This window comes from Nocardiopsis synnemataformans (assembly GCF_965343085.1).
GTDB classification, from domain to species: domain Bacteria; phylum Actinomycetota; class Actinomycetes; order Streptosporangiales; family Streptosporangiaceae; genus Nocardiopsis; species Nocardiopsis alborubida.
In genome coordinates, this window is sequence record NZ_CBDRFA010000075.1 from 17,120 (window position 1) to 39,538 (window position 22,419).

Below are 22,419 nucleotides of genomic sequence, written 5' to 3' on the forward strand. Positions count from 1 at the left end.
ACTCTACCGAACCGCCCGGTCCGCGACGCGGGCGGGCGGCCCCTTGGCCGTTTGCGGCCACCGGGACGCGGGGAGCCCGCCCGGCGGACGGAGGTGTCGGAGACCTGGTGCGCGGTGCGGTGGGGGGTGCGGGAAAAATCCCGAGAAAAGTTCTGGGGAGGTGTCGATCCGGTGCGGTGCCGTTCGACGTGTGGATGAGAGCGGGGGAGCGGACCCCCACACCGCACGAGAGGCGAACACCATGCGCTACATGATGACGATCATGTCCACGCCCGAGGCCGAGGCCGCCGACTACGAGCCCAGCCCGGAGGTCTTCGAGGCGATGGCCGCCTACAACGAGCAGCTGGTCAAGGCCGGTGTCCTGCTCGCCGGGGACGGCCTGGCCCCCGCCTCCGAGGCGACCCGGGTCACCTTCAGCGGCGGCAACGCGACCGTCACCGACGGGCCCTTCGCGGAGGCCAAGGAGTTCGTCGCCGGGTACTGGGTCCTCCAGGTGTCCTCGCACGAGGAGGCCGTGGAGTGGGCCAAGCGCTGCCCGCACCCGCCGGAGGGCGACGACACCGAGATGAACCTGGTGCTGCGGCGCATCTTCGACACCGACGACTTCGGTGACGAGATGCCCGAGCACCTCAAGGAGCGCGAGCGCGAGCTGCGCGCCCAGGGGTACTCGCACGGCGGCTGACCCGTACGTGCTTGCGCCGGTGTGGCCCGCGGTGCTGAGATTGCCCCGTGAGCCACACCGACGCCACGCGCGCGGTCGAGGCGGTCTGGCGTATCGAGTCGGCCCGCCTCGTCGCGGCGCTCACCCGCATGGTCGGCGACGTCGGCCTCGCCGAGGAGTTCGCCCAGGACGCGCTGGTCAGCGCACTGGAGAAGTGGCCCGGCGAGGGGGTTCCCGACAACCCCGGCGCCTGGCTGACCACCGTCGCCAAGCGCCGCGTGCTCGACCGCTGGCGCCGCGACGAGCGCTTCCAACAGCGCATGGCCGACCTCGGTCGCGAGATCGCCGAGCACGACGGGCAGGCCGAGTTCGACGCCGTCCTGGAGGAGGACTTCGGCGACGACCTCCTCCGGCTGATGTTCGTGTGCTGCCATCCGGTGCTGTCCACCGAGGCCCGCGTCGCGCTCACCCTGCGCCTGCTCGGCGGACTCACCACCGAGGAGATCGCCCGGGCCTTCCTGGTGCCCGAGTCCACCGTCGCCCAGCGCATCGTGCGTGCCAAGCGCACCCTCGCCAGGAGGAAGGTGCCCTTCGAGGTGCCCGTCGGCGAGGACCGCGACGCCCGCGTGGCCTCCGTCCTGGAGGTCGTCTACCTGGTGTTCAACGAGGGCTACACCGCCACCTCGGGCACGGAGTGGACGCGCCCCACGCTGTGTGAGGAGGCCATGCGCCTGGGCCGCGTGCTCGCCCAGCTGCTGCCCAAGGAGCGCGAGGCGCACGGGCTGGTGGCGCTGATGGAGCTGCACGCCTCTCGGTTGCGTGCCCGCGTCGGACCCGACGGGGAGCCCGTCCCCCTGGCCGAGCAGAACCGCGCTCTCTGGGACCGCCTGCTCGTCACCCGCGGGCTGGAGGCCCTGCTCAGGGCGCTTCCGCCGGACCGGAGCCAGTCCGGCGGGCCCTACGTGCTCCAGGCGGCCATCGCGGCCGAGCACGCCCGGGCGGTCACCGCCGCGGACACCGACTGGACGGTCATCGCCGGACTGTACCTGGCCCTGGTCAGGGTCACCGGATCGCCGGTGGTGGAGCTGAACCGGGCGGTGGCGGTGTCGATGGCCTCGGGGCCGGACGCCGCGCTGGAGATCGTGGACGCGCTGCGGGACCAGCCGGAGATGAGCGACTACCACCTGTTGCCCGCCGTGCGCGGCGACCTGCTCGTGCGGCTGGACCGCCGGGCCGAGGCCCGCGCCGAGTTCGAGCGCGCGGCGTCCCTGACCCGCAACGAGCGCGAGCGCTCGTTGCTCCTGGAGCGCGCCCACGGCTGCGGGGGCTGACCGGGCCGGGGCGGCGCGCCCCAGCGCCCGGGCCGACCCCGCGTCGGCCTGGACCCGCGGGTGGAGGCCCGCCTGCTCGCCGGAGCCTGACCCCGGCCGCGGACACGGCAAAGGGCCGCCCCCTCGGGGACGGCCCCGCGTTCTCCGTACAGGACCCGGCGCCTCGGCTCCCGGCTCAGGCCGCCGGGGCCTCCTCGGCACCGTGCGAGGTCACCCGGAGCCTGTCCGCGCCCTCGTCCACGTCCACCACCACGGTGGCTCCCTCGGCCAGGTCGCCCGACAGCAGCTCGCGCGCCAGCGGGTCTCCGATCGAGGACTGCACCAGGCGGCGCAGCGGACGCGCGCCGTAGTTGGGGTCGTAGCCGGTCAGCGCCAGCCACTCGCGGGCGCCCGCCGACACCTCCAGCCCCAGCCTCCGGTCCGCCAACCGCCGGGCCAGCTTGTCGACCTGGAGGTCCACGATCCGCGTCAGGTCCTCGGTGGACAGCGCGTCGAACATGATCACGTCGTCCAGCCGGTTGAGGAACTCCGGCTTGAACGTCGCGCGTACCACGTCGAGCACGCGCTCGCGGCGCACCGCCTCCTCCATCGACTGGTCCACCAGGAACTGCGACCCCAGGTTGGAGGTGAGGATCAGGATGGTGTTGCGAAAGTCCACCCGGCGGCCCTGGCCGTCGGTCAGACGGCCGTCGTCCAGCACCTGGAGCAGGGTGTCGAACACCTCCAGGTGCGCCTTCTCCACCTCGTCCAGCAGCACCACCGTGTACGGGCGGCGGCGCACGGCCTCGGTCAGCTGGCCGCCCTCCTCGTACCCCACGTAGCCGGGGGGCGCCCCCACCAGGCGTGACACCGAGTGCTTCTCGGAGTACTCGCTCATGTCCACGCGCACGATCGCGCGCTCGTCGTCGAAGAGGAACTCCGCCAGCGCCTTGGCCAGCTCGGTCTTGCCCACGCCCGTGGGGCCCAGGAACAGGAACGACCCCGTCGGCCGGTCCGGGTCGGAGATGCCCGCTCGCGCCCGCCGCACCGCGTCCGACACGGCGGCCACGGCCTCCTTCTGCCCGATGAGACGCCTGCCCAGCTCCTCCTCCATGCGCAGCAGCTTGGAGGTCTCGCCCTCCATCAGCCGACCCACGGGGATGCCGGTCCACGCCGACACCACGTCGGCGACCTCGTCGGCGCCCACCTCCTCCTTGACCATGGTGGCGCCGCCCCGGCTGGCCGCCCTCTCCTCGTCCCTGCTGGCCTCCTCGACCTGCTTCTCCAGCTGCGGGATGTCCCCGTACATCAGCCGGGAGGCCGCGCCGAAGTCGCCCTCGCGCTGGGCCAGCTCGGCCCGCGTGCGCAGGTCGTCCAGCTGCCCCTTGAGCTCGCCGACCCGGTTGAGACCGGCCTTCTCCTGCTCCCACCGGGCGACCAGCCCGGTGAGCTGCTCCTGCCGGTCGGCCAGGTCCGCGCGCAGCCGCTCCAGCCGCTGGCGGCTGGCCGGGTCCGACTCCCTGTCGAGCGCCATCTCCTCCATCTTCAGGCGGTCGACGGTGCGCTGGAGCTCGTCGATCTCCACCGGACTGGAGTCGATCTCCATGCGCAGCCGGGACGCCGCCTCGTCGATGAGGTCGATCGCCTTGTCCGGCAGGAACCGCGCGGTGATGTAGCGGTCGGACAGGGTCGCGGCGGCCACCAGGGCCGAGTCGGCGATCTGCACCTTGTGGTGCGCCTCGTAACGGCCCTTGAGCCCGCGCAGGATCGCGATCGTGTCCGCGGCCGAGGGCTCGCCCACCATGACCTGCTGGAAGCGCCGCTCCAGGGCGGGGTCCTTCTCGATCTTCTCCCGGTACTCGTCCAGGGTGGTCGCGCCCACCATGCGCAGCTCGCCGCGCGCCAGCATGGGCTTGAGCATGTTGCCCGCGTCCATGGCGCCCTCGGCGGCACCGGCGCCCACCATCGTGTGCAGCTCGTCGATGAACGTGATGACCTGGCCCTCGGACTCCTTGATCTCCGAGAGCACCGCCTTGAGCCGCTCCTCGAACTCGCCGCGGTACTTGGCGCCCGCCACCATCGCGGACAGGTCCAGGCTCACCAGGCGCTTGCCCACCAGGGACTGCGGCACGTCACCGGCCACGATCCGCTGGGCCAGGCCCTCCACGACCGCGGTCTTGCCCACGCCCGGCTCGCCGATGAGCACGGGGTTGTTCTTGGTGCGGCGGCTGAGCACCTGGATGACCCGCCGGATCTCGCCGTCGCGGCCGATCACCGGGTCCACCTTGCCCTCGCGGGCCCGCTCGGTCAGGTCCACCCCGTACTTCTCCAGGGCCTGGTAGGTGTCCTCCGGGTTCTCTGAGGTCACCTTCCCCGTGCCGCGCACGCGCTCGAACCCCTCCAGGAGCGCGTCGGGGGTGGCTCCGGCCTCGGTGAGCAGCCGCGACGCCTCGCCGCCGTCCGCGGCCAGCCCCACCAGCAGGTGCTCGGTGGAGACGTACTCGTCCTCCATCTGCTGCGCGCGCTGGGCCGCGGTGTTGATGGAGACGATCAGCTGGCGCGAGGAGCTGGGCGAGCTGACCGTGGACCCGGCCGCCTTGGGCAGCGCGCTGACGGCCGCCTCGACCCTGTCCCGGAGCGCGTCCGGACTGGCGCCGACCTCCTTGAGCAGCGGGCGGGTGACGCCCTCCGCCTGGTCCAGCAGGGCCGCCAGCAGGTGCACGGGCTCCGTCTGCGGACTGCCGTCCGTGGTGGCCCGGCGGATCGCCACCGACAGGGCCTCCTGGCTCTTCTTGGTGAGCTTGTAGTTCATGCGCGGTGACTCCTTTCACAAGTCGTGTCACGGGGGGTGATGTCCGACGGCCGACCGCGCCCCCGTGTCGCCGTGGCGGAGTTCCGTCAGTCCTGCTCGTCCTCGGGGCGGCCCGGGGCGCCGGGGCCCCTACCCCGGCCCTCCTCGTCGTTCCTCGGCTCGGCGGTGTTGAAGATCGTCACACGGGTGCGGCGCACCAGCTCGCCGCGCACCCCCGTGCCGCCGTCGGCCGGGCGGCCCCGGCGCGCCACCGCCCGGCGCGCCGCCTCCAGCTCGTTGGCCAGGTGGAACACCTGCTCCCGCAGCTGCTCCACCTCGTGTTCCAGTTCCAGGATCCGCTTGATCCCGGCGAGGTTGATGCCCTCCTCCTGGGACAGCCGCTGCACCTGGCGCAGCGTCTGCACGTCGCGCATGGAGTAGCGGCGCCCGCGGCCGGACGCGCGGCCCGGCGAGACGATCCCCAGTCGGTCGTACTGCCGCAGAGTCTGCGGGTGCATCCCCGCGAGCTCGGCGGCGACCGAGATCACGTAGACCGGAGCGTCAGCGCCGAAGGAGTCGTTCACGTCGTTCACGCACCCTTCGCCCGCGTTTCGAGTCCGTCACGCGGGTCGTAGTCGGAGGTCGCGGCGCGGAACTTCTCCAGAGCCTCGCGTGCGTCTCCGTCGAGAGTCCTCGGTACCGCCACCTCGATCGTGACGAGCATGTCACCCGTGGTGCCGTCCTTGCGGTTCGCGCCCTTGCCGCGCACCCGCAGCTTGTGCCCGTTCTGCGTGCCCGGCGGGACCTTCACGGTCACCGGGAAGCCGTTGAGGGTGGGGATGCGCACGTCCGCGCCCAGAGCCGCCTCGGGGAAGGTCACCGGGACGGTGATCGTCACGTTGTCGCCGCTCCTACCGAACACCGGGTGCTCCTTCACGTGGACGACGACGTAGAGGTCGCCCGCCGGGCCGCCGTTCTCACCCGGGGCGCCCTTGCCCTTGATCCGGATCCGCTGCGCGTCGGACACGCCGCCGGGGATGCGGGTCTGGACGGTGCGGGTGCTCTTGCCGCGCCCGCTGCCGCTACAGGTGGGGCAGGGGTCGTCCACGACCAGGCCGCGGCCCCTGCACTCGCTGCACGGCTCGGACAGCGAGAAGCCGCCCAGGTTGGTGTTCTCGTGCCCGGTGCCGGAGCACTTGGGGCACATCCGCGGGGCGGTGCCCGACTTGGCGCCGGTGCCCTTGCAGGTGGGACAGGCCGACTCGTCGGCCATCTGGAAGGAGCGCGTGGCCCCCTCGGCCGCCTCGCGGAAGGTCAGTGTCGTCTCGGTCTCGATGTCGGCGCCACGTCTGCTGCGCGTGGTCCCGCCGCGCCCGCGGCCGCCGAACAGCCCGCCGAAGAGGTCGTTGAGCCGCTCGCCGCCGCCCGAGGTCCCCGTTCTGCCGGTGCCCTGCCCGAACAGGTCGCCCACGTCGAACCCGCCGGGGCCGGTGCCGCCGCCGGGGCGGTAGGAGCCGCCGAACAGCGAACGCGCGTTGTCGTACTCCTTGCGGCGCTTCTCGTCCGACAGGACGTTGTAGGCCTCGGAGATCTCCTTGAAGCGGTCGGCCGCGCCGGGGTCGTCGGCGTTCGCGTCCGGGTGGTTCTCCCTGGCCAGCTTGCGGTAGGACTGCTTGATCTCGTCCTTCGAGGCGGTCTTTGAGACTCCCAGGACCTTGTAGTAGTCCTTCTCCAGGTAGTCCTTGGTGCTCATCGACTGGTGCCTTCCCCCGCTGGTGCCGGTTGCGTCCGATGCTTCCATGTGACCCCGCACCGCGTCGGGCCGGGGTCCGGCTCCGGCCGCGGCCGCCGCTCACGCGGGGCCGCGGCCGGAGGATCAACGGGTGGACCCGTTACCTGTCGTCTTCCCCGCCGTCGGCGCCGTCCGCGGCCGGGGACTCCCCGCCGGGACCGTCGTCCTCGGCGGCGGAACCGGACGCGGCCTCCCCGCCGCCCTCGGCGGGATCCCCGACGACCACGCGGGCCGGGCGCAGGATCCTCTCACCGATGCGGTACCCGGGCTGGAACACCTCGATCACACTCTGGACCGAGATGCCCGGGACCGGGATCAGGGTGAGCGCCTCGTGGAGGTTGGGGTCGAACTCGTCGCCCTTCTCCGCGTACCGCTCCAGGCCCAGCTTGGTGACCACGGCCTCCAGGGCCTCGCCCACCGCCTTGAACCCGCCGTTGAGCTCGTCGTGCTCACGGGCCCGGCCGACGTCGTCCAGGATCGGCAGCAGTTCGCCGATGACCTGGGCGGTGGCGATCTCACGGACGGCCACGCGGTCGCGGTCCACGCGCTTGCGGTAGTTGGCGTACTCCGCCTGCACCCGCTTGATGTCGTTGGTGAGCTCGACGACCCGTTCGTCCGCGTTGATCGCGTCCGACACCACCGACTCCGGGGTGTCGGGGACCTCGACGTCCTCCAGGTCGGCCTCGACGACATCCTCCTCGGCGACCTCGGGGATCTCCTCGGTCGCGTCGCCCTCGGCCTCGGGGTTCCTGACCTGCCCGGTCTCCGGGTCGATCCGGCGGTTGTCCCGGATCACCGGCCCCTGGCGCTCCTCACCGTCGCCGGTGCCGTTCGTGTTCTCCGACGGTGCCATCTGAGACACGCCCTCCTTCCTCGGCTCGACCTGGGATCAGGACTGGTTGCCCTGGGTGCCCTTGTTGTCCTCGTCGACGATCTCGGCGTCCACGACGTCGGCGTCGTCGGCGGAGCCCTGGGTGCCCTGGGCCGTGTCGCCCTCGGCGCCCTGCTGGCCCTGGCTGTAGATGGCGGAGCCGATCTTCTGGCTGGCCAGCGCGACCTTCTCGCTCGCGGTGCGGATGGCCTCCACGTCGGAGCCCTCCAGAGCGGTCTTCAGCTCGGCGACGGCCGCCTCGGTCTCGGAGCGCACGTCCGCCGGGACCTTGTCCTCGTTGTCCTTGATGACCTTCTCGGTCTGGTAGACGAGGGACTCGGCGTTGTTGCGGACCTCGGCCTCCTCGCGGCGCTTGCGGTCCTCCTCCGCGTACTGCTCGGCCTCGCGGACCATCTTGTCGATGTCGTCCTTGGACATCGCGGAGCCGCCGGAGATGGTGACGGACTGCTCCTTGCCGGTGCCTAGGTCCTTCGCGGTGACGCTGACGATGCCGTTGGCGTCGATGTCGAAGGCGACCTCGATCTGCGGGACGCCGCGCGGCGCCGGGGGCAGACCGGTCAGGTCGAAGACGCCCAGCTTCTTGTTGTACTGGGCGATGTCGCGCTCACCCTGGTACACCTGGATCTGCACGGACGGCTGGTTGTCGTCGGCCGTCGTGAAGATCTCCGAGCGCTTGGTCGGGATGGTCGTGTTGCGCTCGATGAGCTTGGTGAACACGCCGCCCTTGGTCTCGATGCCCAGCGACAGCGGGGTGACGTCCAGCAGCAGGACGTCCTTGACCTCGCCCTTGAGCACACCGGCCTGGAGCGAGGCGCCGATGGCCACGACCTCGTCGGGGTTGACACCCTTGTTGGGGTCCTTGCCGGTCATCTCCTTGACCAGCTCCACGACGGCGGGCATACGGGTGGAGCCACCGACCATGACCACGTGGTGGATCTGGTCCAGGCTGATCCCGGCGTCCTTGAGGACCTGCTGGAACGGGGTCTTGGTCCGCTCGACCAGGTCGGCGGTCAGGCGCTGGAACTCGGCGCGGGAGAGCTTCTCGTCCAGGTGCAGCGGGCCCTCGGCCGAAGCCGTGATGTAGGGCAGGTTGATCGCCGACTCGCTGGAGCTGGAGAGCTCGATCTTGGTCTTCTCCGCGGCCTCGCGCAGGCGCTGGAGGGCCATCTTGTCCTTGGCCAGGTCCACGCCGTTGGAGTTCTTGAACTTCTCCACCAGCCAGTCGACGATGGCCTGGTCCCAGTCGTCGCCGCCCAGGTGGTTGTCGCCGTTGGTCGCCTTGACCTCCACGACGCCGTCGCCGACCTCCAGGAGGGAGACGTCGAAGGTGCCGCCACCGAGGTCGTAGACCAGGATGGTGGCCTCGTCCTCCTTCTCCAGGTGGTAGGCCAGCGCGGCCGAGGTCGGCTCGTTGATGATGCGCAGGACGTTGAGGCCCGCGATGGTGCCGGCCTCCTTGGTCGCCTGGCGCTGGGAGTCGCTGAAGTAGGCCGGGACGGTGATGACCGCGTCGGTCACGTCCTCGCCCAGGTAGGCCTCGGCGTCGCGCTTGAGCTTCTGGAGCACGAAGGCGCTGATCTGCTGGGGGTTGAAGGTCTTGTCGTCGATCTTCACCGTCCAGTCGGTGCCGATGTGGCGCTTGACCGAGCGGATGGTGCGGTCGACGTTGGTGACCGCCTGGCGCTTGGCGACCTCGCCGACGAGCACCTCACCGTTCTTGGCGAAGGCGACGACGGACGGGGTGGTACGGGCGCCCTCGGCGTTGGCGATGACCGTGGGCTCGCCGCCCTCCAGGACCGCGACACACGAGTTCGTCGTACCGAGGTCGATTCCGACCGCACGTGCCATGGTTGCTTCCTCCGTCAAAGTTGAGTCGTTCAGACGTAATTTTGCTTCGTCGGGTGAGGGCTGTCAAGTCAGTTGAGTTGACCCGACTCAAGCTGATTCCTACGCCCTGACAACGGTCGGCCGGACCGGGATGTTCCCGACCTGGGCACTCTGATCGGGGACATGGGCGAACCCCGGGACAAGTCGGGGAGAACCTTGACCCGAAAGATCAGGGGGGCTCGGGGTTCCCCCGGGGTGGCTCCGGGGGCGCGGGCGCAGGGCCGCGGGACCCCGCCCCGTGCGAGGCCGGGGGAGTGCCGCGCGGGGGCTCGAGGAGCACCGCGTGCGGCGGCTCGGAGATCCGGGGAAGTGCCGCGGGGGTCCGGGGGAGTGTCGCGGGTGTCGGCGCGTGGGCGGTCACCGGAGGGGCGCCTTCCGGTCAAACGGAGGGAAACGCCCGTGTCGCAGCACCGGACGCCCGCGGTCGGCGGCCGACGATGGCCCTGCCGCTGACGCGCTGGTACCGCAGGGCGGCGACCGGCGCGGCGGTTCCCCGCCGCGTCCGCCGAAGTCCTGAAACGGAGACGCCCGTGACGCCCAAGGCCCTGCTCGCCTCCGCACTCGCCGCCACGGTGCTGCTGCCCGCGCTGGGCGCCGCCCCCGCGTCCGCCGAGGATGTCCCCCGGCCGATCGGGGACACCACCGCGCCCGTCGGTGAGGCGTCACCGCCCGCCGGGGACGTCGCGGTGCCGGTGGGGGAGACCGCCGCAACCGCCGGGGATGCCGCCGAACCCGCGGGGGACACCACCGCGCCCGCCGGTGGCGATCCGGCGTCCGCCGAGGACGCCGAGAACGCCTTCTCGCCCACGTACCGCCACAACACCTTCGAGCGCCCGGCCGCGGGCAGCGCCTACACCCTCGCGGAATGGGAGAAGGACGGCTGGTACGCCCCCAGCGCCAGGGGCCTGGAGGAGCGCGCCGTCATCGACGACTCGGTGCCCGCCCACGGGGGTGGGCAGTCGCTGCGCGTGCTCTACCCCGAGGGGAAGATCGGCCCGCGGGACTCCGGCGGTCTGGCACCGTTCCGGCTCACCCCGGCGCGTGAGTACTACCTGTCCTTCTGGGCGCGCCTGGGCGAGGACTTCAGCTGGGGGACCACCTCGTTCGGCGGAAAGCTGGGGTTCGGGCTGGCCGGGGGCGCGGGGTGCTCGGGCGGGGACGTCTGCACCGGGGAGAACGGCTACAGCTCGCGCGTGGTCTGGCGCCGCGACGGCAAGGCGGAGCTGTACTACTACCACATGGACAAGAAGGGCGAGTTCGGCGACTCCGAGCCCCTGGTCGCCGACGGGTCCGCCGTCCACCTCCCCCGGGGCGAGTGGGTGCACATCGCCCAGCGGGTCCGCGTCAACACGGTCACCGACGGACAGGCCAACCCCGACGGGGAGATCGAGGTCTTCTACGACGGCGAGCCCGCCGCGCTGGTCACCGGCCTGCGTCTGGTGACCGACGAGGACCTGGTGGACAAGGCCTACCTCTGGTCCTTCTTCGGCGGCTCCACCGAGGGCTTCGCTCCGGCCCACGACAGCTACGTCTGGTACGACGACCTGAAGGTGTCCACCTCGCGCGCCGACATCTGCGAGCTCGGCGGCTGCGCCTGACCCCGGCCAGGCTTCACCCGGCCCCCTCCGGCCGGATCCGGCCCCGGCGGCCCCGTGCGTCGCGCCGTCCGAGGTCCCGGCTCCGGGTGTTGTCCACAGGGAGAGGACAGGCGTTGTCGGAGGCCGGGCCCCTCCGGGAGACTGGAAGACGGGGGGTCCCACGGCGTCCCGCGCTTCGCCGTGCCCGGGCGTCGCACCGCTTGCGTGGACGGCACCCCAGGGACGGCCTCCGAGGAGAGCTCTCGTGGACGGCCCCAGGGAGGGCCACCGAGGAGGGCTCTCGTGGACGGCTCCACAGGACGGTTCCCGGGCAGTTGTCCACAGCCGCTGATCCGTGGTTGTTCCACTCCCGGCCATGCCGCAACCTGGTAATAGGGGAGAAACGGTGAAGTCACCGATACCCCCGTCGAGTCGTCCCGCGACCGCCGTCCGCTACATATAGGACGTGCGGTGCGTCCGAGTCCTGTTCGGGCACACCCGCGCGGTCCTGTCACACCGGCATCAGCGCCAGCGCCGGACGGCACCGACGCACGCGCGCCGACCGGGTTTCGCGACCCGGTGGCCTGCGGCGACGGCCTGCGGCGACGGCCACGGGGTTCCGTCTCCGCCAGTGGTCGGGCATCCGGTGGCGACCGCGGCATTACTCGCTAGTAACATATAGTTCGACCCCCGGTGTGTGGCGCACCGGACGACGAAGCAGGATGGGAGGCCACGGACGATGCTGTACCTGACACTGGGCATCATCACCTCGGTCTTCGCCGTGGTCGCGTTCACCATGTTCGCTCTGGGTATCCGCCAGATCGTGCGAACCGTGGGTGTGGGCCGCTCGGTGGAGCCGGAGCGCAAGGGGCCGTTCGGACAGCGGCTCACCATGGCGCTCATCGAGATCCTCGGGCACGGGCGGATGCTCAAGCGGCCGTGGATCGGCGTCGCCCACTGGTTCGTCATGGTCTCGTTCCCGCTGCTGGTCTTCACCGTCGTGGAGGCCCAGGGCGAGGTCTTCGACCCGCACTTCAAGCTGCCGATCATCCACGACTGGGCCCTCTACGGCCTGGTCATCGAGTTCATCGCCGCGGCCAGCCTCGTCGGCATCGTCGGCCTGACCGTCTACCGCATGCTCAACGGCCCCAGACGCCTCGGCCGCCAGTCCCGGTTCACCAACTCCCGGCACTGGACCGCGTACTACGTCGAGGCCTACCTGTGGGGCCTGCTGATCTCGATCTTCGTGATCCGCGGCCTCAAGTCGGCCATGGGCGACTTCCCGTTCCCGGCCTGGGCGACGCCGATCTCCACCGGCCTCGGCGCGGTCCTGCCCGGCGACCCCGCGATCGCCGAGCCCGCCATCGCCCTGGTCGCCGCGTTCAAGCTGATCATCAGCTACCTGTTCTTCGTGGTCATCGCCCGCGTGCTCATCATGGGCATCGGCTGGCACCGCTTCCTCGCGCCGGTCAACATCTACTTCAAGCGCAACGCCGACGGGTCCCCGTCCCTGGGCGCGGCCAAGCAGATGATGGACAAGTCCGGCACCAAGCCCCTCGACTTCGAGGAGGCCGACCCCGACGAGGACCCGTTCGGCGCGGGCAAGCTGGAGGACTTCACCTGGAAGGGCCTCCTGGACTTCAGCACCTGCACCGAGTGCGGGCGCTGCCAGTCCCAGTGCCCGGCCTGGAACACCGGCAAGCCGCTCTCGCCCAAGAAGGTCATCCTCGACCTCCAGAAGCACACCTACGAGAAGGCCCCGTACCTGCTCCAGGGCATCACCGAGGAGACCCTCGCCGAGAAGCCCGACGAGAGCCACGAGGGTGTGGACGTCCTCGCCCTCCTCAACCGGCCGCTGGTCGGCACCGAGGAGGAGAACGGCGTCATCCATCCCGACGAGCTGTGGGCCTGCACCAACTGCGGCGCCTGCGTCGAGCAGTGCCCGGTCGACATCGAGCACATCGACCACATCCTCGACATGCGCCGCTACCAGGTGATGGTCGAGTCCAACTTCCCGTCCGAGGCCAACACGCTCCTCAAGAACCTGGAGAACAAGGCCAACCCGTGGGGCATGGCCGAGGACCGGCGCATGGACTGGATCGAGGAGCTGGCCTCCCGGGCGGAGAACCCGGTCGAGGTCCAGGTCGTCGACGACAAGCTCCCCGAGGACACCGAGTACCTGTTCTGGGTCGGCTGCGCCGGCGCCCTGGAGGACCGCGCCAAGAAGACCACCAAGGCCATCGCCGAGCTGCTCGACATGGCGGGCGTGAAGTTCGCCGTCCTGGGCGGCATGGAGGCCTGCACCGGTGACCCCGCGCGCCGCCTGGGCATGGAGTACGTCTTCCAGATGCTCGCCCAGCAGAACGTGGAGACGCTGAACGAGGCCGGTGTCACCAAGATCGTGGCCAGCTGCCCGCACTGCTTCAACACCCTCGCCAACGAGTACCCGCAGCTCGGCGGCACCTACGAGGTCGTGCATCACAGCCAGCTGCTGGCCAAGCTCGTGGAGGAGGGCAGGCTCACGCCGGTCAACTCCGTGGAGGAGAACATCACCTACCACGACCCCTGCTTCCTGGGCCGCCACAACAAGGTGTACACGCCGCCGCGCGACATCATGGCGCAGGTGCCGGGTGTCAAGACGCAGGAGATGCACCGCCACAAGGAGCGGGGCTTCTGCTGCGGCGCCGGTGGCGCCCGCATGTGGATGGAGGAGCGGATCGGCAAGCGCATCAACACCGAGCGGGTGGACGAGGCGCTGACCACCAACCCCGACACCGTCTCCACCGCGTGCCCGTTCTGCCAGGTCATGCTCGGCGACGCGATCAACGAGAAGAAGTCGCAGGGCGAGGCGAAGGAGACGCTGGAGGTCGTGGACGTCTCCCAGCTGCTGCTGCGCTCGGTCCGGGGCGAGGCCCCCAAGGAGGAGGCCGAGACCGCCGACACCCAGAGCTGACGCGAGGGCCCCTACGAGGACACCGGGTCCGGAGAGGGGCCGGGACGCCGACCGCACGGTCGGTGCCCCGGCCCCTCCGCCGTTCACCGGCTGTCCGGCGCGCACCCGCCCCGCCGTCTCCGCGCCCCGGACCGCGACCGCTCACGGCGGGAGAAGGGGCCCGCTCGCGGGGAGGGACGCGGGGCCGCTCGCGGGGAGGGACGCGGGGCCGCTCACGCTGAGGGACGCGGGGCCGCTCACGCTGAGGGGGCGAGGTGTTCGTCGAGGAACCTGTCCAGGCCGTGCCGGGCGACCTGGCTGGCGAACCCTCCCCAGTTGAGGTCGAACATGTGCTCCGCCCAGGGGATCTCCAGGAGCCGGTGCGGCACCCCGGCCGCGTCGAGTCGGGCGGCGAGGCGGCGGTTGTCCTCAGGGCCCAGGAACAGGTCGTGGCCGGGCATGATCAGCAGGGTGGGCGGAACCTCCGGCGAGACGTACGTGATGGGCGAAGTCATCGCGTACTCCTCGGGCAGCTCCTCCAGGGAGCCGCCCATCATGCGCTCGCTCTCCTCCAGGAGCTCCTCGCCCATCGGGGAGTTCCGCTGCCGCCAGGGCACCTCGGGCGCCCCTGCGGTCCCGTCCGCCACCGAGTACCAGGCCACGACCGCGTCCACGCCGGTGTCGGGCACGTCGCAGCTCGGGGGGATCTCCTCGTCCGAGCTGTACCCGGCCAGGAGGGCGAGCAGGCCGCCCGCCGACTGGCCGGTGACGGCGACCCGGCCGGGGTCGGCCCCGTACTCCGCGGCGTGCTCGCGGGCCCAGCCGATCGCGCACTTGACGTCGGAGACCGGTACCGACCAGTCGCCGTCGGGGAAGTAGCGGTAGTCGACGTCGAACACCACGTGCCCGCTGTCGGCCAGCCACGCGTCCCAGCGGGGGAGGAGGCTCTGCGGCAGGTCCTCCGCGCCCCCGTGGACGTTCACCACGATCGGCAGCGGGGCCTCCCCCTCCCGTTCCGCGGGTTCCCACACGTCCAGCTCCAGGTCCTGCGGGTCGGAGGCGTCCCCGACCGCTGACTCGCCGGTGCGCAGGTAGACGCGGGCCTCGGGTGCGCGGTCGGCGCTGGTGGCGAGTCCGGCGGCGTACTCGCCGAGGTCGAGCCGGGCGCCCTCCGCGCGGGCGGCGGACCAGACCGACGCGGGCGGGACGAGCGCGGCGACCAGCACCGCGCCGTTGGCCGCCGCGGCCGCCGCGGCGAGGCGCCGACGCCACACCGTTCCCGTGCTCCTCGCGCCCGCACTCCGCCCGGTGCCCTCCCGGGTGCGCGGCCGGGGCCTCCCCGCCGCGATCAGGGCCAGGACCAGGCCGAAGACGGCCAGGGCGGCGAACACCAGGCTGAACTCCAGTACCAGCAGTCCGTACTGCCACGCGTTCCAGGAGGTCGGCGGCAGCAGGACGAGCGCGGCCGCACCCGCGCCGAGAAGCGCGGTCGTACCCGCGAGGACGGTCGCCAGCCAGCGGGCGGCCGCGGCGGCGCGGTTCCGTCGGTTCATGGTCTCCCCTTCGAGGACTTTTTCGATACGCTCGTAGCGATACGAACGTATCAGATGGGGGGTGTGTCAGAATGTGACCGTGCCCAGGTACGTGGACAAGGACGGACGCCGCCGACAGGTGGCCGCCGCCCTGCACCGGATCGCCGCCCGCGAGGGCCTGGAGGGCGTCAGTATCCGCACCGTGGCGTCCGAGGCCGGTCTCTCCGCCGGAGCCGTCCAGCGCGACTTCGGGACCAAGGAGGCGCTTCTCCTCTTCGCCATGCACGAGGTCGTCGAGGTGGTCTCCGCGCGGCTGGCCCAGGTGCGGATCGGTCCGGGGCGGCTGTCCTTCGCCGAGGGGCTGCGGCGGGTGCTCACCGAGCTGCTGCCGACCGACGACGACCGCCTCGCCGAGGCCCGCGTCTGGTCGGCGTTCTACGCCCGCGCGGCCGTGGACGCCGAGTTCGCGGAGGTCCTCACCGGATTCGACGTCCGGGCCCGCGCTGCTCTGCGCGCCGCCGTCGACTGGGCGGGCGAACGGGGGGAACTGGCCCCCGGGCAGGACCCGGACGCCCTGGTGGAACTCCTGCTGGTCCTGGTGGACGGGATCTGGCTCAGTGCCGTCCGCCAGCCCCCGGGCGCCCCGATGGACGCCCAGCGCGCGGCGGTGGAGGCGGCGGTCGCGGCGGTCACACGCGGGTAGGCGCCCCTCGCCGGGGTCGTTCGCGCCGTCGGTGCGGCCCGGCCGACAGCTCCACCGCGATGACCTCGTGGTCGCTCATGGCCGTTCCTCGCTCCTCCTTCCGCGCGACCGTGCCGCCTCCGTGGGCGTTGTGCGGGGGAGGGGCTTCCGGAGAAGGATTGATTAGGTTAGCCTTACCTGACTGTCTTCTATCAGAGGTGGTCGCCCGTGAACGCCCCCGTTCCCTCTCCCGCCGATCGCGCCCGTTCCACCCTGGCCCGCTGCGGCCCGGTGACCGTGGCGGCGGCCTCGGACCGGTTCGGGGAGGCGGGGGACGTGCACCTGGATGACGCCCCCTGCCACGTGCACACCGACGGCGCCGTGAGCTTCCTGCTGCCCGACGGCCATTCGCTCACGTCCCCCCGGTCTGAGGGCCCTGTGGTGATGGCGGAGTTCACCGACCTGTCGCCCGTGCTGATGCGCGACAGGGTGCGGGCGGTGCTGTGGGTGAGCGGCGCCGTGGAGGTGCTGGAGCACGCCGCCGCCCGCGCACGCGCGGTCCGGCTGCCCGAAGCCGCCACCGACGACCGGCTGCTGGAGATCGGCCACGGCCTGACGATGGCGGTCCTGCGCACCGCCCTGGTGGTCCAGTCCGACCACGACGGGGCCCACGTGCTCGGTCCGGCGGAACTGGCCGCCGCGCGCCCCGACCCGTTCTGCCTCTGGGAGGCGCCCTGGCTGCGCCACCTCGACCAGGACCATTCCGACCTGGTGGGTGACCTGCTGGCCGCCGCTCCCGGTGCTCCGCGCGGCGGTCGGCCCCGGCCCCTGGGCGTGGACCGCCTCGGGCTGCGGCTGCGGGTGGAGACCGCGCGGGGTTACCACGACGTGCACCTGCCCTTCACCCGCCCGGCGCGCACCCCCGACGACGTCGCCGTTCAGGTGCACCGGCTGGCCGGGCACCCCGTCCCCCAGGGCTACGACCGCGGGTGAGCGGCCGCCGGAAGGCGGGAGCGGCCAAGGAAGCGGAGGACGCCGCCACGACCGCGGATGAGCGGTCGCCGGGCCGCGCGGATGACATTTGTCAGTGCGCGCGTCGGTACGTTCCTCAGTGCGGCCGGTGACAAAGGTGTCTGTTCCGCGTGGACCGTTTCGCGGGAACCTGGGGACATGACGACGACAGCGAGCACCGCAGCGACCGGCTCCGGCCGACAGGACGCCACCGGCCCGGCGGTGGTCGTCCGCGACCTGCACCAGCACTACGGCGACTTCGAGGCGGTCAAGGGGGTCTCCTTCGAGATCCACCCCGGAGAGCTCTTCGCCCTCCTCGGGACCAACGGCGCGGGCAAGACCACCACCATCGAGACGATGGAGGGCTTCCGCCGCCCCAGTTCCGGCAGTGTCCGGGTCTTCGGTCTGGACCCCTACGGCCAGCCCGCCGGAGTCCGGGAGCGTACCAACGCCGTCCTCCAGGGCAGCGGCCTGCTGGAGGACCTGAACGTCGCCGAGACCATGCACCTGGCCCGCGACCTCGCCGCCACGCCCCGGGACACGGACGAGACGCTGGAGCTGGTCGGCCTCGCCGACAAGCGCGGGGTCGCGGTCCGCCAGCTGTCCGGAGGGCAGAAGCGCCGCCTGGACCTGGCGCTGGCATTGCTGACCAGGCCCGAGGTCCTGTACCTGGACGAGCCCACCACCGGCATGGACGCCGAGGGCCGCATCGAGACCTGGCGCATCGTCAACGACCTCAAGCGGGAGGGCGTGGCGGTCCTCCTCACCACGCACTACCTGGAGGAGGCCGAGCGGCTCGCCGACCGGCTGGCGATCATGCACCGCGGCGAGGTCCGCGTGGAGGGGACGATCCAGGACGTCCTCGCGGGCTGGGGCGACCGCGTGAGCTTCGTGCTGCCCCCGAACGTGCGCACCGCGGACCTGCCCGGCGTCGAGGGCGCGGAGGTCTCCGTGGAGACGCGCGGCCAGGCGCTGTGGGCCACCTACACGGTCAAGCGGGGGGACGTCGAGGAGCGGGCGTACCACGCGGTGGCCGCGCTCATGTCCTGGGCCGTGGAGAACGGCACGGTCCTGCGCAGCCTCCAGGTGCGCAGCGCCTCCCTGGAGGACGTGTTCCTCCGGGTCGCCGACGGCGCCGCCGACCTGGTCTGACGCGCGACGCCGCGCTTCGCGCCTTCCCCGTTCCGCAGAGCCCTTCGAGGAGACATCCCCATGACCGCGAACACCGCCGCCCCCGCCGCCGATCCCGCTGGTGGCACCACCGGCGCCCGTCCCCGGCCCAGCGTCAGCTGGGTCAGGCAGACCATCCGCCTGACCCGGACCGAGTTCACCCTGTTCGTGCGGTACAAGACCGCCTGGATGTTCCTGGGGCTGCCGGTCTTCCTGGCCTTCGTGACCTTCCAGCTCCCCAACCACGAGGTCATCCCCGGCTTCGGGAACGCTGAGCTGGCCATGATCGCCTCCATCGGCACCATCAGTCTCATCCTGGGAATCGGTCACCCCTCCAACGTGTTCACCGCCAGGCGGGAGTCGCTGGTCCTCAAGCGGTTTCGGGTGAGCGGAGTCCCGCAGACGGTGATCTTCGGCGCGGTCATCGGAATCGTCGTCCTCTTCTCCCTGCTCGTCGCCGCCCTGGTGGTGGGGATGGTCTTCGTCGCCCCCGCCCGCGTGCTGCCGAGGGACCCGCTCATGCTGGTTGTGGCCGTGGTCCTGAGCGGTGTCATGTACTCCCTGATGGGGCTGCTCGTCACCCCGCTGGTCCGCAACGCCGAGTCGGCCCAGATGGCGGCGATGGTGCCGATGATGGTCCTGCTCTTCACCTCCGGCGGGGTCATCCCGCTGGAGTTCCTGCCGGAGACCGCCCGCCAGGTCATGAGCTTCGTTCCGTCCGTCCCCGCCTCCGAGATGGCGCAGGCCGCCTACACGGGCTACGACGCCTTCGGCGGGTTCGCCGATGCCGAGGAGCGGAGCTACCTGGGGCTGTGGACGGCGGCTCTGCCCTCCATCGGGGTCATGCTCGCCTGGATCGGGGTGCTGGCGCTGCTGGTGCGCCGCTACTTCAGGTGGGACCCCCGCCAGCCGTAGGGCGCGGCGGCCCGGAGGGCGGTACGGCCTCGGCCAGCGGTCCGGCCGGGCTCTCCCAACGCCTCTCACGCGAAGGTGGCACACTGTCGGCGACCCGTACCGACGACGGCGGTACGGCGGTTTCCTGCTCAGAGCCGCCCTCCCGCTGCCCGACGGGGCCCACCACACCGAGGAGTCACGTTGAGCGACAACGGCGCGTCGCCCTCCGAGTACACCGCCTCCGACCGGGACGGCGACCGCAGGGTCCGCTTCGCCCGGCGCATCGTCATCGTCTCGGTGGGCTTCACCTCGCTGCTCGTCGTGGGGATGCCCCTGCTCGACGTCGTCACGGCCGCTGCTTCGGACTGGCCTCTGTGGCGTTCCCTGGTGGGGGTGGTCGTCTCCGTACCGATCGCCGTGCTGCTGATCGTGATGCTCCGGGCCAGGCTGGACGGCAGGCGGGAGCCGGACCCGCGCGCCTACTGGACCTCGCTCGGCCTGCTCGTCGTCGTCGCCCTGTGCATCCAGGAGCCGATCAACGCCGTGTTCTTCCTGGCCGCCTGGTGGGGGACCGGGGTCTTCCTCGCCCCGCGCAGGCGCAGCGCCTACGTCACCGCGGCCCTGCTGGTGCTGCCCTGGCTCGTGGTCCCCTTCTACGGGTTCGAGACGCAGTTCCAGCCGCTCCTCTACCTGCTGGTGTGGCTGGCGATGGTCTTCTGCGGACTGATGTTCGCCGGGGGCTCGCTCTCCATGATGTGGCTGTGGGACATCAGCCGCGAGGCCGTCGCCGGACAGCGGGCCCGTGCCCAGCTCGCGGTGAGCGAGGAACGGCTCCGCTTCGCCCGCGACATGCACGACCTGCTCGGACACAGTCTCTCCGCGCTCGCGGTCAAGGCCCAGCTGGCCGAACGGCTCGTGGAGCGGGCGCCCGACCGGGCGGGCGCGGAGATGGCGGAGGTGCAGGTGCTCGCCAGACAGGCGCTCCAGCAGGTGAGGTCGGCGATCAGCGGCTATCGGGAGGTCGACCTGGTGGGGGAGACGGAGGCCGTCCGCGCGGTGCTCGACGCGGGGGGAACAAGGACGGTCACCACCGGGCTGGAGGGGCTGGACCTGCCGCCGCGGACAGCGGCGCTCGCCGCCTGGGTGGTGCGCGAGGGCGGCACGAACGTCCTGCGGCACAGTGACGCCCACGAGTGCCAGATCGGCTTCACCCTCACCCGCGACAGTGCCGCGGGTCCCCGGACGCTCGTGGTGGAGGTGTTCAACGACCGAGCCCGGGGCGGCGGCCAGGACGGGAGGGAGTCGGGCCACGGGCTCGCCGGTCTGTCCGAGCGGGTCGCCATGGGCGGCGGCACCCTCTCCGCGGCCCGCACCCCGGAGGGGGGCTTCCTGCTCCGCGCGGTCCTGCCGCTCTGACGCCCCGGTTCAGCGCGTGCCCACCGAGGCGAAGGCCGCGTCGATGTCCTCGGTGGCGCCGTCCCCGCCCGCGGTGTTGATCCCGAGCATGAACGCGCCCCGACCGTCGTCCAGCTCCACGATCACGAAGCGGCCGTAGGTGTCCCCCGAGTCGCTGCCCATGGTCGCCCCGAAGGCGGGCAGCCCGTCCACGTCGGTCTCGCCGGAGGGCTCGGCCCACACGCCGCCCTCGGCGGCCAGGTCGGCCGCCATGTCCACGGCCAGGCGTACTCCGGCCACCGCGATCGGCTCCACCGAACCGAGTTCCTCGGTGCCGGTGACGATGACCGCGTCCGGGTCCTCGGCCGGGCCGAGGACCGCGTAGGAGGAGTACTCCGAGGGGACCTCCTCGTCGCCGAGCCTGCGCCATTCCTCACCGGGCAGCTCGTAGGCCAACCCGGCCGGGGGGTCCGCGCCGTTGTCCGTCAGGCCCTCCGTCTCCCCTGCGCCGTTTTCACCACCGTCGTTCTCACCGCTGTCGCTCCCCTCCGCGCCACTGCCGTCGGCCGCGTCGCCGCGCTCCTCGGCGGACTCCGAACCCGAACCGGACAGCGGTCCGCCGTCGGAGAGGAACCAGCCGAGTCCGGCCGCGGTGACCAGCAGGAAGACGAAGGTCACGACGAGGGCGAGGGTGAGGGTGACCCGACGGGCGCTGTCGGGCTCGCGGCCGTCGGTGCGGGGGCGGGGACCGATACCGCGTCGGTCGCCGCGGTCCGGCGTGTCCGGTCCTGGTGGCATCAGGGGCTCCTGTGTGCTGTTGGGGGTTCCCGGGGGTCGGGGTCCACAGAAGCACTACCCAGACCGGGGGGTACGGAGCCGGGCGGCCGTGGCCGGATCGGGCCGCTTCTGGGTGGCGCGGCCGGGCAGCACTGCCACGCGGTGCGGCCGGACTCCGCCCTCCCGGGCGTGCCGGAGGGGTCTTCGGCCCGTGGACCGGGAGGGGCGGACGGCCTCAGACGTGCCAGGGGGCAAGGGGCAGCGGGGACCACAGGAGGTGGGGCTCGGGCACGTCGCGGGGCGCGGGCAGCACCGCGGGCGGCAGCCGGTACTCGGCCGGGAGCGGATCGGTGGACCACGCGCGCCGCGTCCCGGGGGCCCCGTCCCGCGGTTCGGGGGGACCGGGCACGGGCCCCGCCGCGCGGGGAGGCCGCTCGGGGGCGGGGCCGGGGACGTGGGGCGTCCCGGCGGGGGGACCGGGGCCGTCGCCGGGGAGGGGGTGCGCGGAGCGGACCGGTCCGGCGGGGACCGCGGGCGCCTCGGACAGCCCGAGCACCCGGTCGATCTCCGCGGGGCTGAGCGGGCGGTCGGCGTCGGCCACCGCGATGAGCACCTCGGCGTACAGTTCGATCTCGTCCAGCGCGACGTGGTCGTGGAGGTGATCGTGCAGGTCGAGGCTGTCGTTCACGTGAGCTCACCCCCTGGGACAACGGTGTCGCGACAGGACGGGGCACCCCGCGCCGGAGTGCCGTGGGTACGGGTGCGACGGGTCCGTGCCCACGCGGGCGTGAGGATTACCAGGCTACGCGCAGGGGAGACCGGCGCGCATGACCCGTGAGGACCAGGCGGCGGAGTCACCCGGGTTAGCCAGGAGGGCGACCCCGCCCGGGCGGGCGCGGTGCTTTCGGGCCACCGCGCCGACGCCCCGGATACGACTTTCGTCCCCACCCGGCGTGATCTTGTACTTATAGCGAGTCTCGACCGTCCAACCTCGCTATAAGTACAAGATCATCGCTGGTCAGGGACCCAAGCATCACACTGGCGACATTTCCGGTCGGGCCTGGGCCGGGTGATGTCTGGCGCTGGAGGTCGAGTCCCCGCGGTGCGAGCCGTTCC

The 22,419-nt window shown here is 72.0% G+C and carries 18 protein-coding genes; 9 read left to right on the forward strand and 9 right to left on the reverse strand.

Going from position 1 to position 22,419, the window contains the following annotated elements; translation table 11 throughout:
* Positions 1-241: 241 nt before the first annotated feature.
* Together ACSIH6_RS31465 and ACSIH6_RS31470 are read left to right on the forward strand one after the other, a co-directional pair.
* Positions 242-682 carry a YciI family protein gene (locus ACSIH6_RS31465; RefSeq protein WP_435111978.1) on the forward strand — a complete coding sequence of 147 codons (441 nt, stop codon included), beginning with the start codon at positions 242-244 and terminating at the stop codon, positions 680-682.
* A 47-nt stretch (positions 683-729) separates the two neighbouring features.
* Positions 730-1,992, forward strand: a complete 1,263-nt coding sequence (locus ACSIH6_RS31470) for an RNA polymerase sigma factor (RefSeq protein ID WP_435111979.1) — start codon at positions 730-732, stop codon at positions 1,990-1,992.
* 175 nt (positions 1,993-2,167) lie between these two features.
* Here ACSIH6_RS31470 and clpB read toward each other — a convergent pair whose 3' ends face one another.
* From clpB to ACSIH6_RS31500, 6 genes are all read right to left on the reverse strand, one after another.
* Positions 2,168-4,783: an ATP-dependent chaperone ClpB gene (gene clpB, locus ACSIH6_RS31475; RefSeq protein WP_435111980.1), complete on the reverse strand. Its 2,616-nt coding sequence runs from the start codon at positions 4,781-4,783 to the stop codon at positions 2,168-2,170.
* A gap of 86 nt (positions 4,784-4,869) precedes the next feature.
* The gene (locus ACSIH6_RS31480; RefSeq protein ID WP_435111981.1) at positions 4,870-5,355 is read right to left on the reverse strand and encodes a heat shock protein transcriptional repressor HspR; all 486 of its coding nucleotides are present in this window, start codon (positions 5,353-5,355) and stop codon (positions 4,870-4,872) included.
* Positions 5,352-6,515 (reverse strand): molecular chaperone DnaJ, encoded by a 1,164-nt coding sequence (dnaJ, locus tag ACSIH6_RS31485; protein WP_435111982.1) that lies wholly within the window; start codon positions 6,513-6,515, stop codon positions 5,352-5,354. Before dnaJ ends, ACSIH6_RS31480 begins: the two co-directional genes overlap by 4 nt.
* Positions 6,516-6,654: 139 nt before the next feature.
* Positions 6,655-7,407 (reverse strand): nucleotide exchange factor GrpE, encoded by a 753-nt coding sequence (gene grpE / locus ACSIH6_RS31490; protein WP_435111996.1) that lies wholly within the window; start codon positions 7,405-7,407, stop codon positions 6,655-6,657.
* Positions 7,408-7,443: 36 nt separating this feature from the next.
* A complete protein-coding gene (dnaK, locus tag ACSIH6_RS31495) occupies positions 7,444-9,294 on the reverse strand; it encodes a molecular chaperone DnaK (RefSeq protein ID WP_435111983.1) in 1,851 nt (616 codons plus the stop codon).
* A gap of 418 nt (positions 9,295-9,712) precedes the next feature.
* On the reverse strand, positions 9,713-10,141 hold the full coding sequence (locus ACSIH6_RS31500; protein WP_435111984.1) for a hypothetical protein: 429 nt from the start codon (positions 10,139-10,141) through the stop codon (positions 9,713-9,715).
* Here ACSIH6_RS31500 and ACSIH6_RS31505 point away from each other — a divergent pair.
* Positions 10,026-10,931 carry a polysaccharide lyase gene (locus tag ACSIH6_RS31505; protein WP_435111985.1) on the forward strand — a complete coding sequence of 302 codons (906 nt, stop codon included), beginning with the start codon at positions 10,026-10,028 and terminating at the stop codon, positions 10,929-10,931. The two genes, ACSIH6_RS31500 and ACSIH6_RS31505, sit on opposite strands and share 116 nt — an antisense overlap.
* 718 nt (positions 10,932-11,649) lie before the next feature.
* The gene (locus tag ACSIH6_RS31510; protein ID WP_435111986.1) at positions 11,650-13,863 is read left to right on the forward strand and encodes a (Fe-S)-binding protein; all 2,214 of its coding nucleotides are present in this window, start codon (positions 11,650-11,652) and stop codon (positions 13,861-13,863) included.
* 236 nt (positions 13,864-14,099) lie between these two features.
* Here the strand turns inward: ACSIH6_RS31510 and ACSIH6_RS31515 are convergent, their stop codons facing one another.
* Positions 14,100-15,395: an alpha/beta hydrolase fold domain-containing protein gene (locus tag ACSIH6_RS31515; RefSeq protein ID WP_435111987.1), complete on the reverse strand. Its 1,296-nt coding sequence runs from the start codon at positions 15,393-15,395 to the stop codon at positions 14,100-14,102.
* Positions 15,396-15,468: 73 nt separating this feature from the next.
* On the opposite strand from ACSIH6_RS31515, the gene ACSIH6_RS31520 reads away from it, so the two are divergent.
* The 5 genes from ACSIH6_RS31520 (at position 15,469) to ACSIH6_RS31540 (ending at position 20,547) form a co-directional block, all read left to right on the forward strand.
* Positions 15,469-16,077, forward strand: a complete 609-nt coding sequence (locus tag ACSIH6_RS31520) for a TetR/AcrR family transcriptional regulator (RefSeq protein ID WP_435111988.1) — start codon at positions 15,469-15,471, stop codon at positions 16,075-16,077.
* Between the two features lie 207 nt (positions 16,078-16,284).
* On the forward strand, positions 16,285-17,049 hold the full coding sequence (locus ACSIH6_RS31525) for a DUF2470 domain-containing protein (protein ID WP_435111989.1): 765 nt from the start codon (positions 16,285-16,287) through the stop codon (positions 17,047-17,049).
* 177 nt (positions 17,050-17,226) lie between these two features.
* Entirely contained in the window at positions 17,227-18,219 is a 993-nt protein-coding gene (locus ACSIH6_RS31530) for an ABC transporter ATP-binding protein (RefSeq protein WP_435111990.1), read from the forward strand.
* Between the two features lie 60 nt (positions 18,220-18,279).
* Entirely contained in the window at positions 18,280-19,152 is an 873-nt protein-coding gene (locus ACSIH6_RS31535) for an ABC transporter permease (RefSeq protein ID WP_435111991.1), read from the forward strand.
* 180 nt (positions 19,153-19,332) lie between these two features.
* Entirely contained in the window at positions 19,333-20,547 is a 1,215-nt protein-coding gene (locus tag ACSIH6_RS31540) for a sensor histidine kinase (RefSeq protein WP_435111992.1), read from the forward strand.
* A 9-nt stretch (positions 20,548-20,556) separates the two neighbouring features.
* Here the strand turns inward: ACSIH6_RS31540 and ACSIH6_RS31545 are convergent, their stop codons facing one another.
* Both ACSIH6_RS31545 and ACSIH6_RS31550 read right to left on the reverse strand, forming a co-directional pair.
* Entirely contained in the window at positions 20,557-21,324 is a 768-nt protein-coding gene (locus tag ACSIH6_RS31545) for a hypothetical protein (protein ID WP_435111993.1), read from the reverse strand.
* Positions 21,325-21,538: 214 nt separating this feature from the next.
* The gene (locus ACSIH6_RS31550) at positions 21,539-21,991 is read right to left on the reverse strand and encodes a hypothetical protein (protein ID WP_435111994.1); all 453 of its coding nucleotides are present in this window, start codon (positions 21,989-21,991) and stop codon (positions 21,539-21,541) included.
* Positions 21,992-22,419 lie beyond the last annotated feature (428 nt).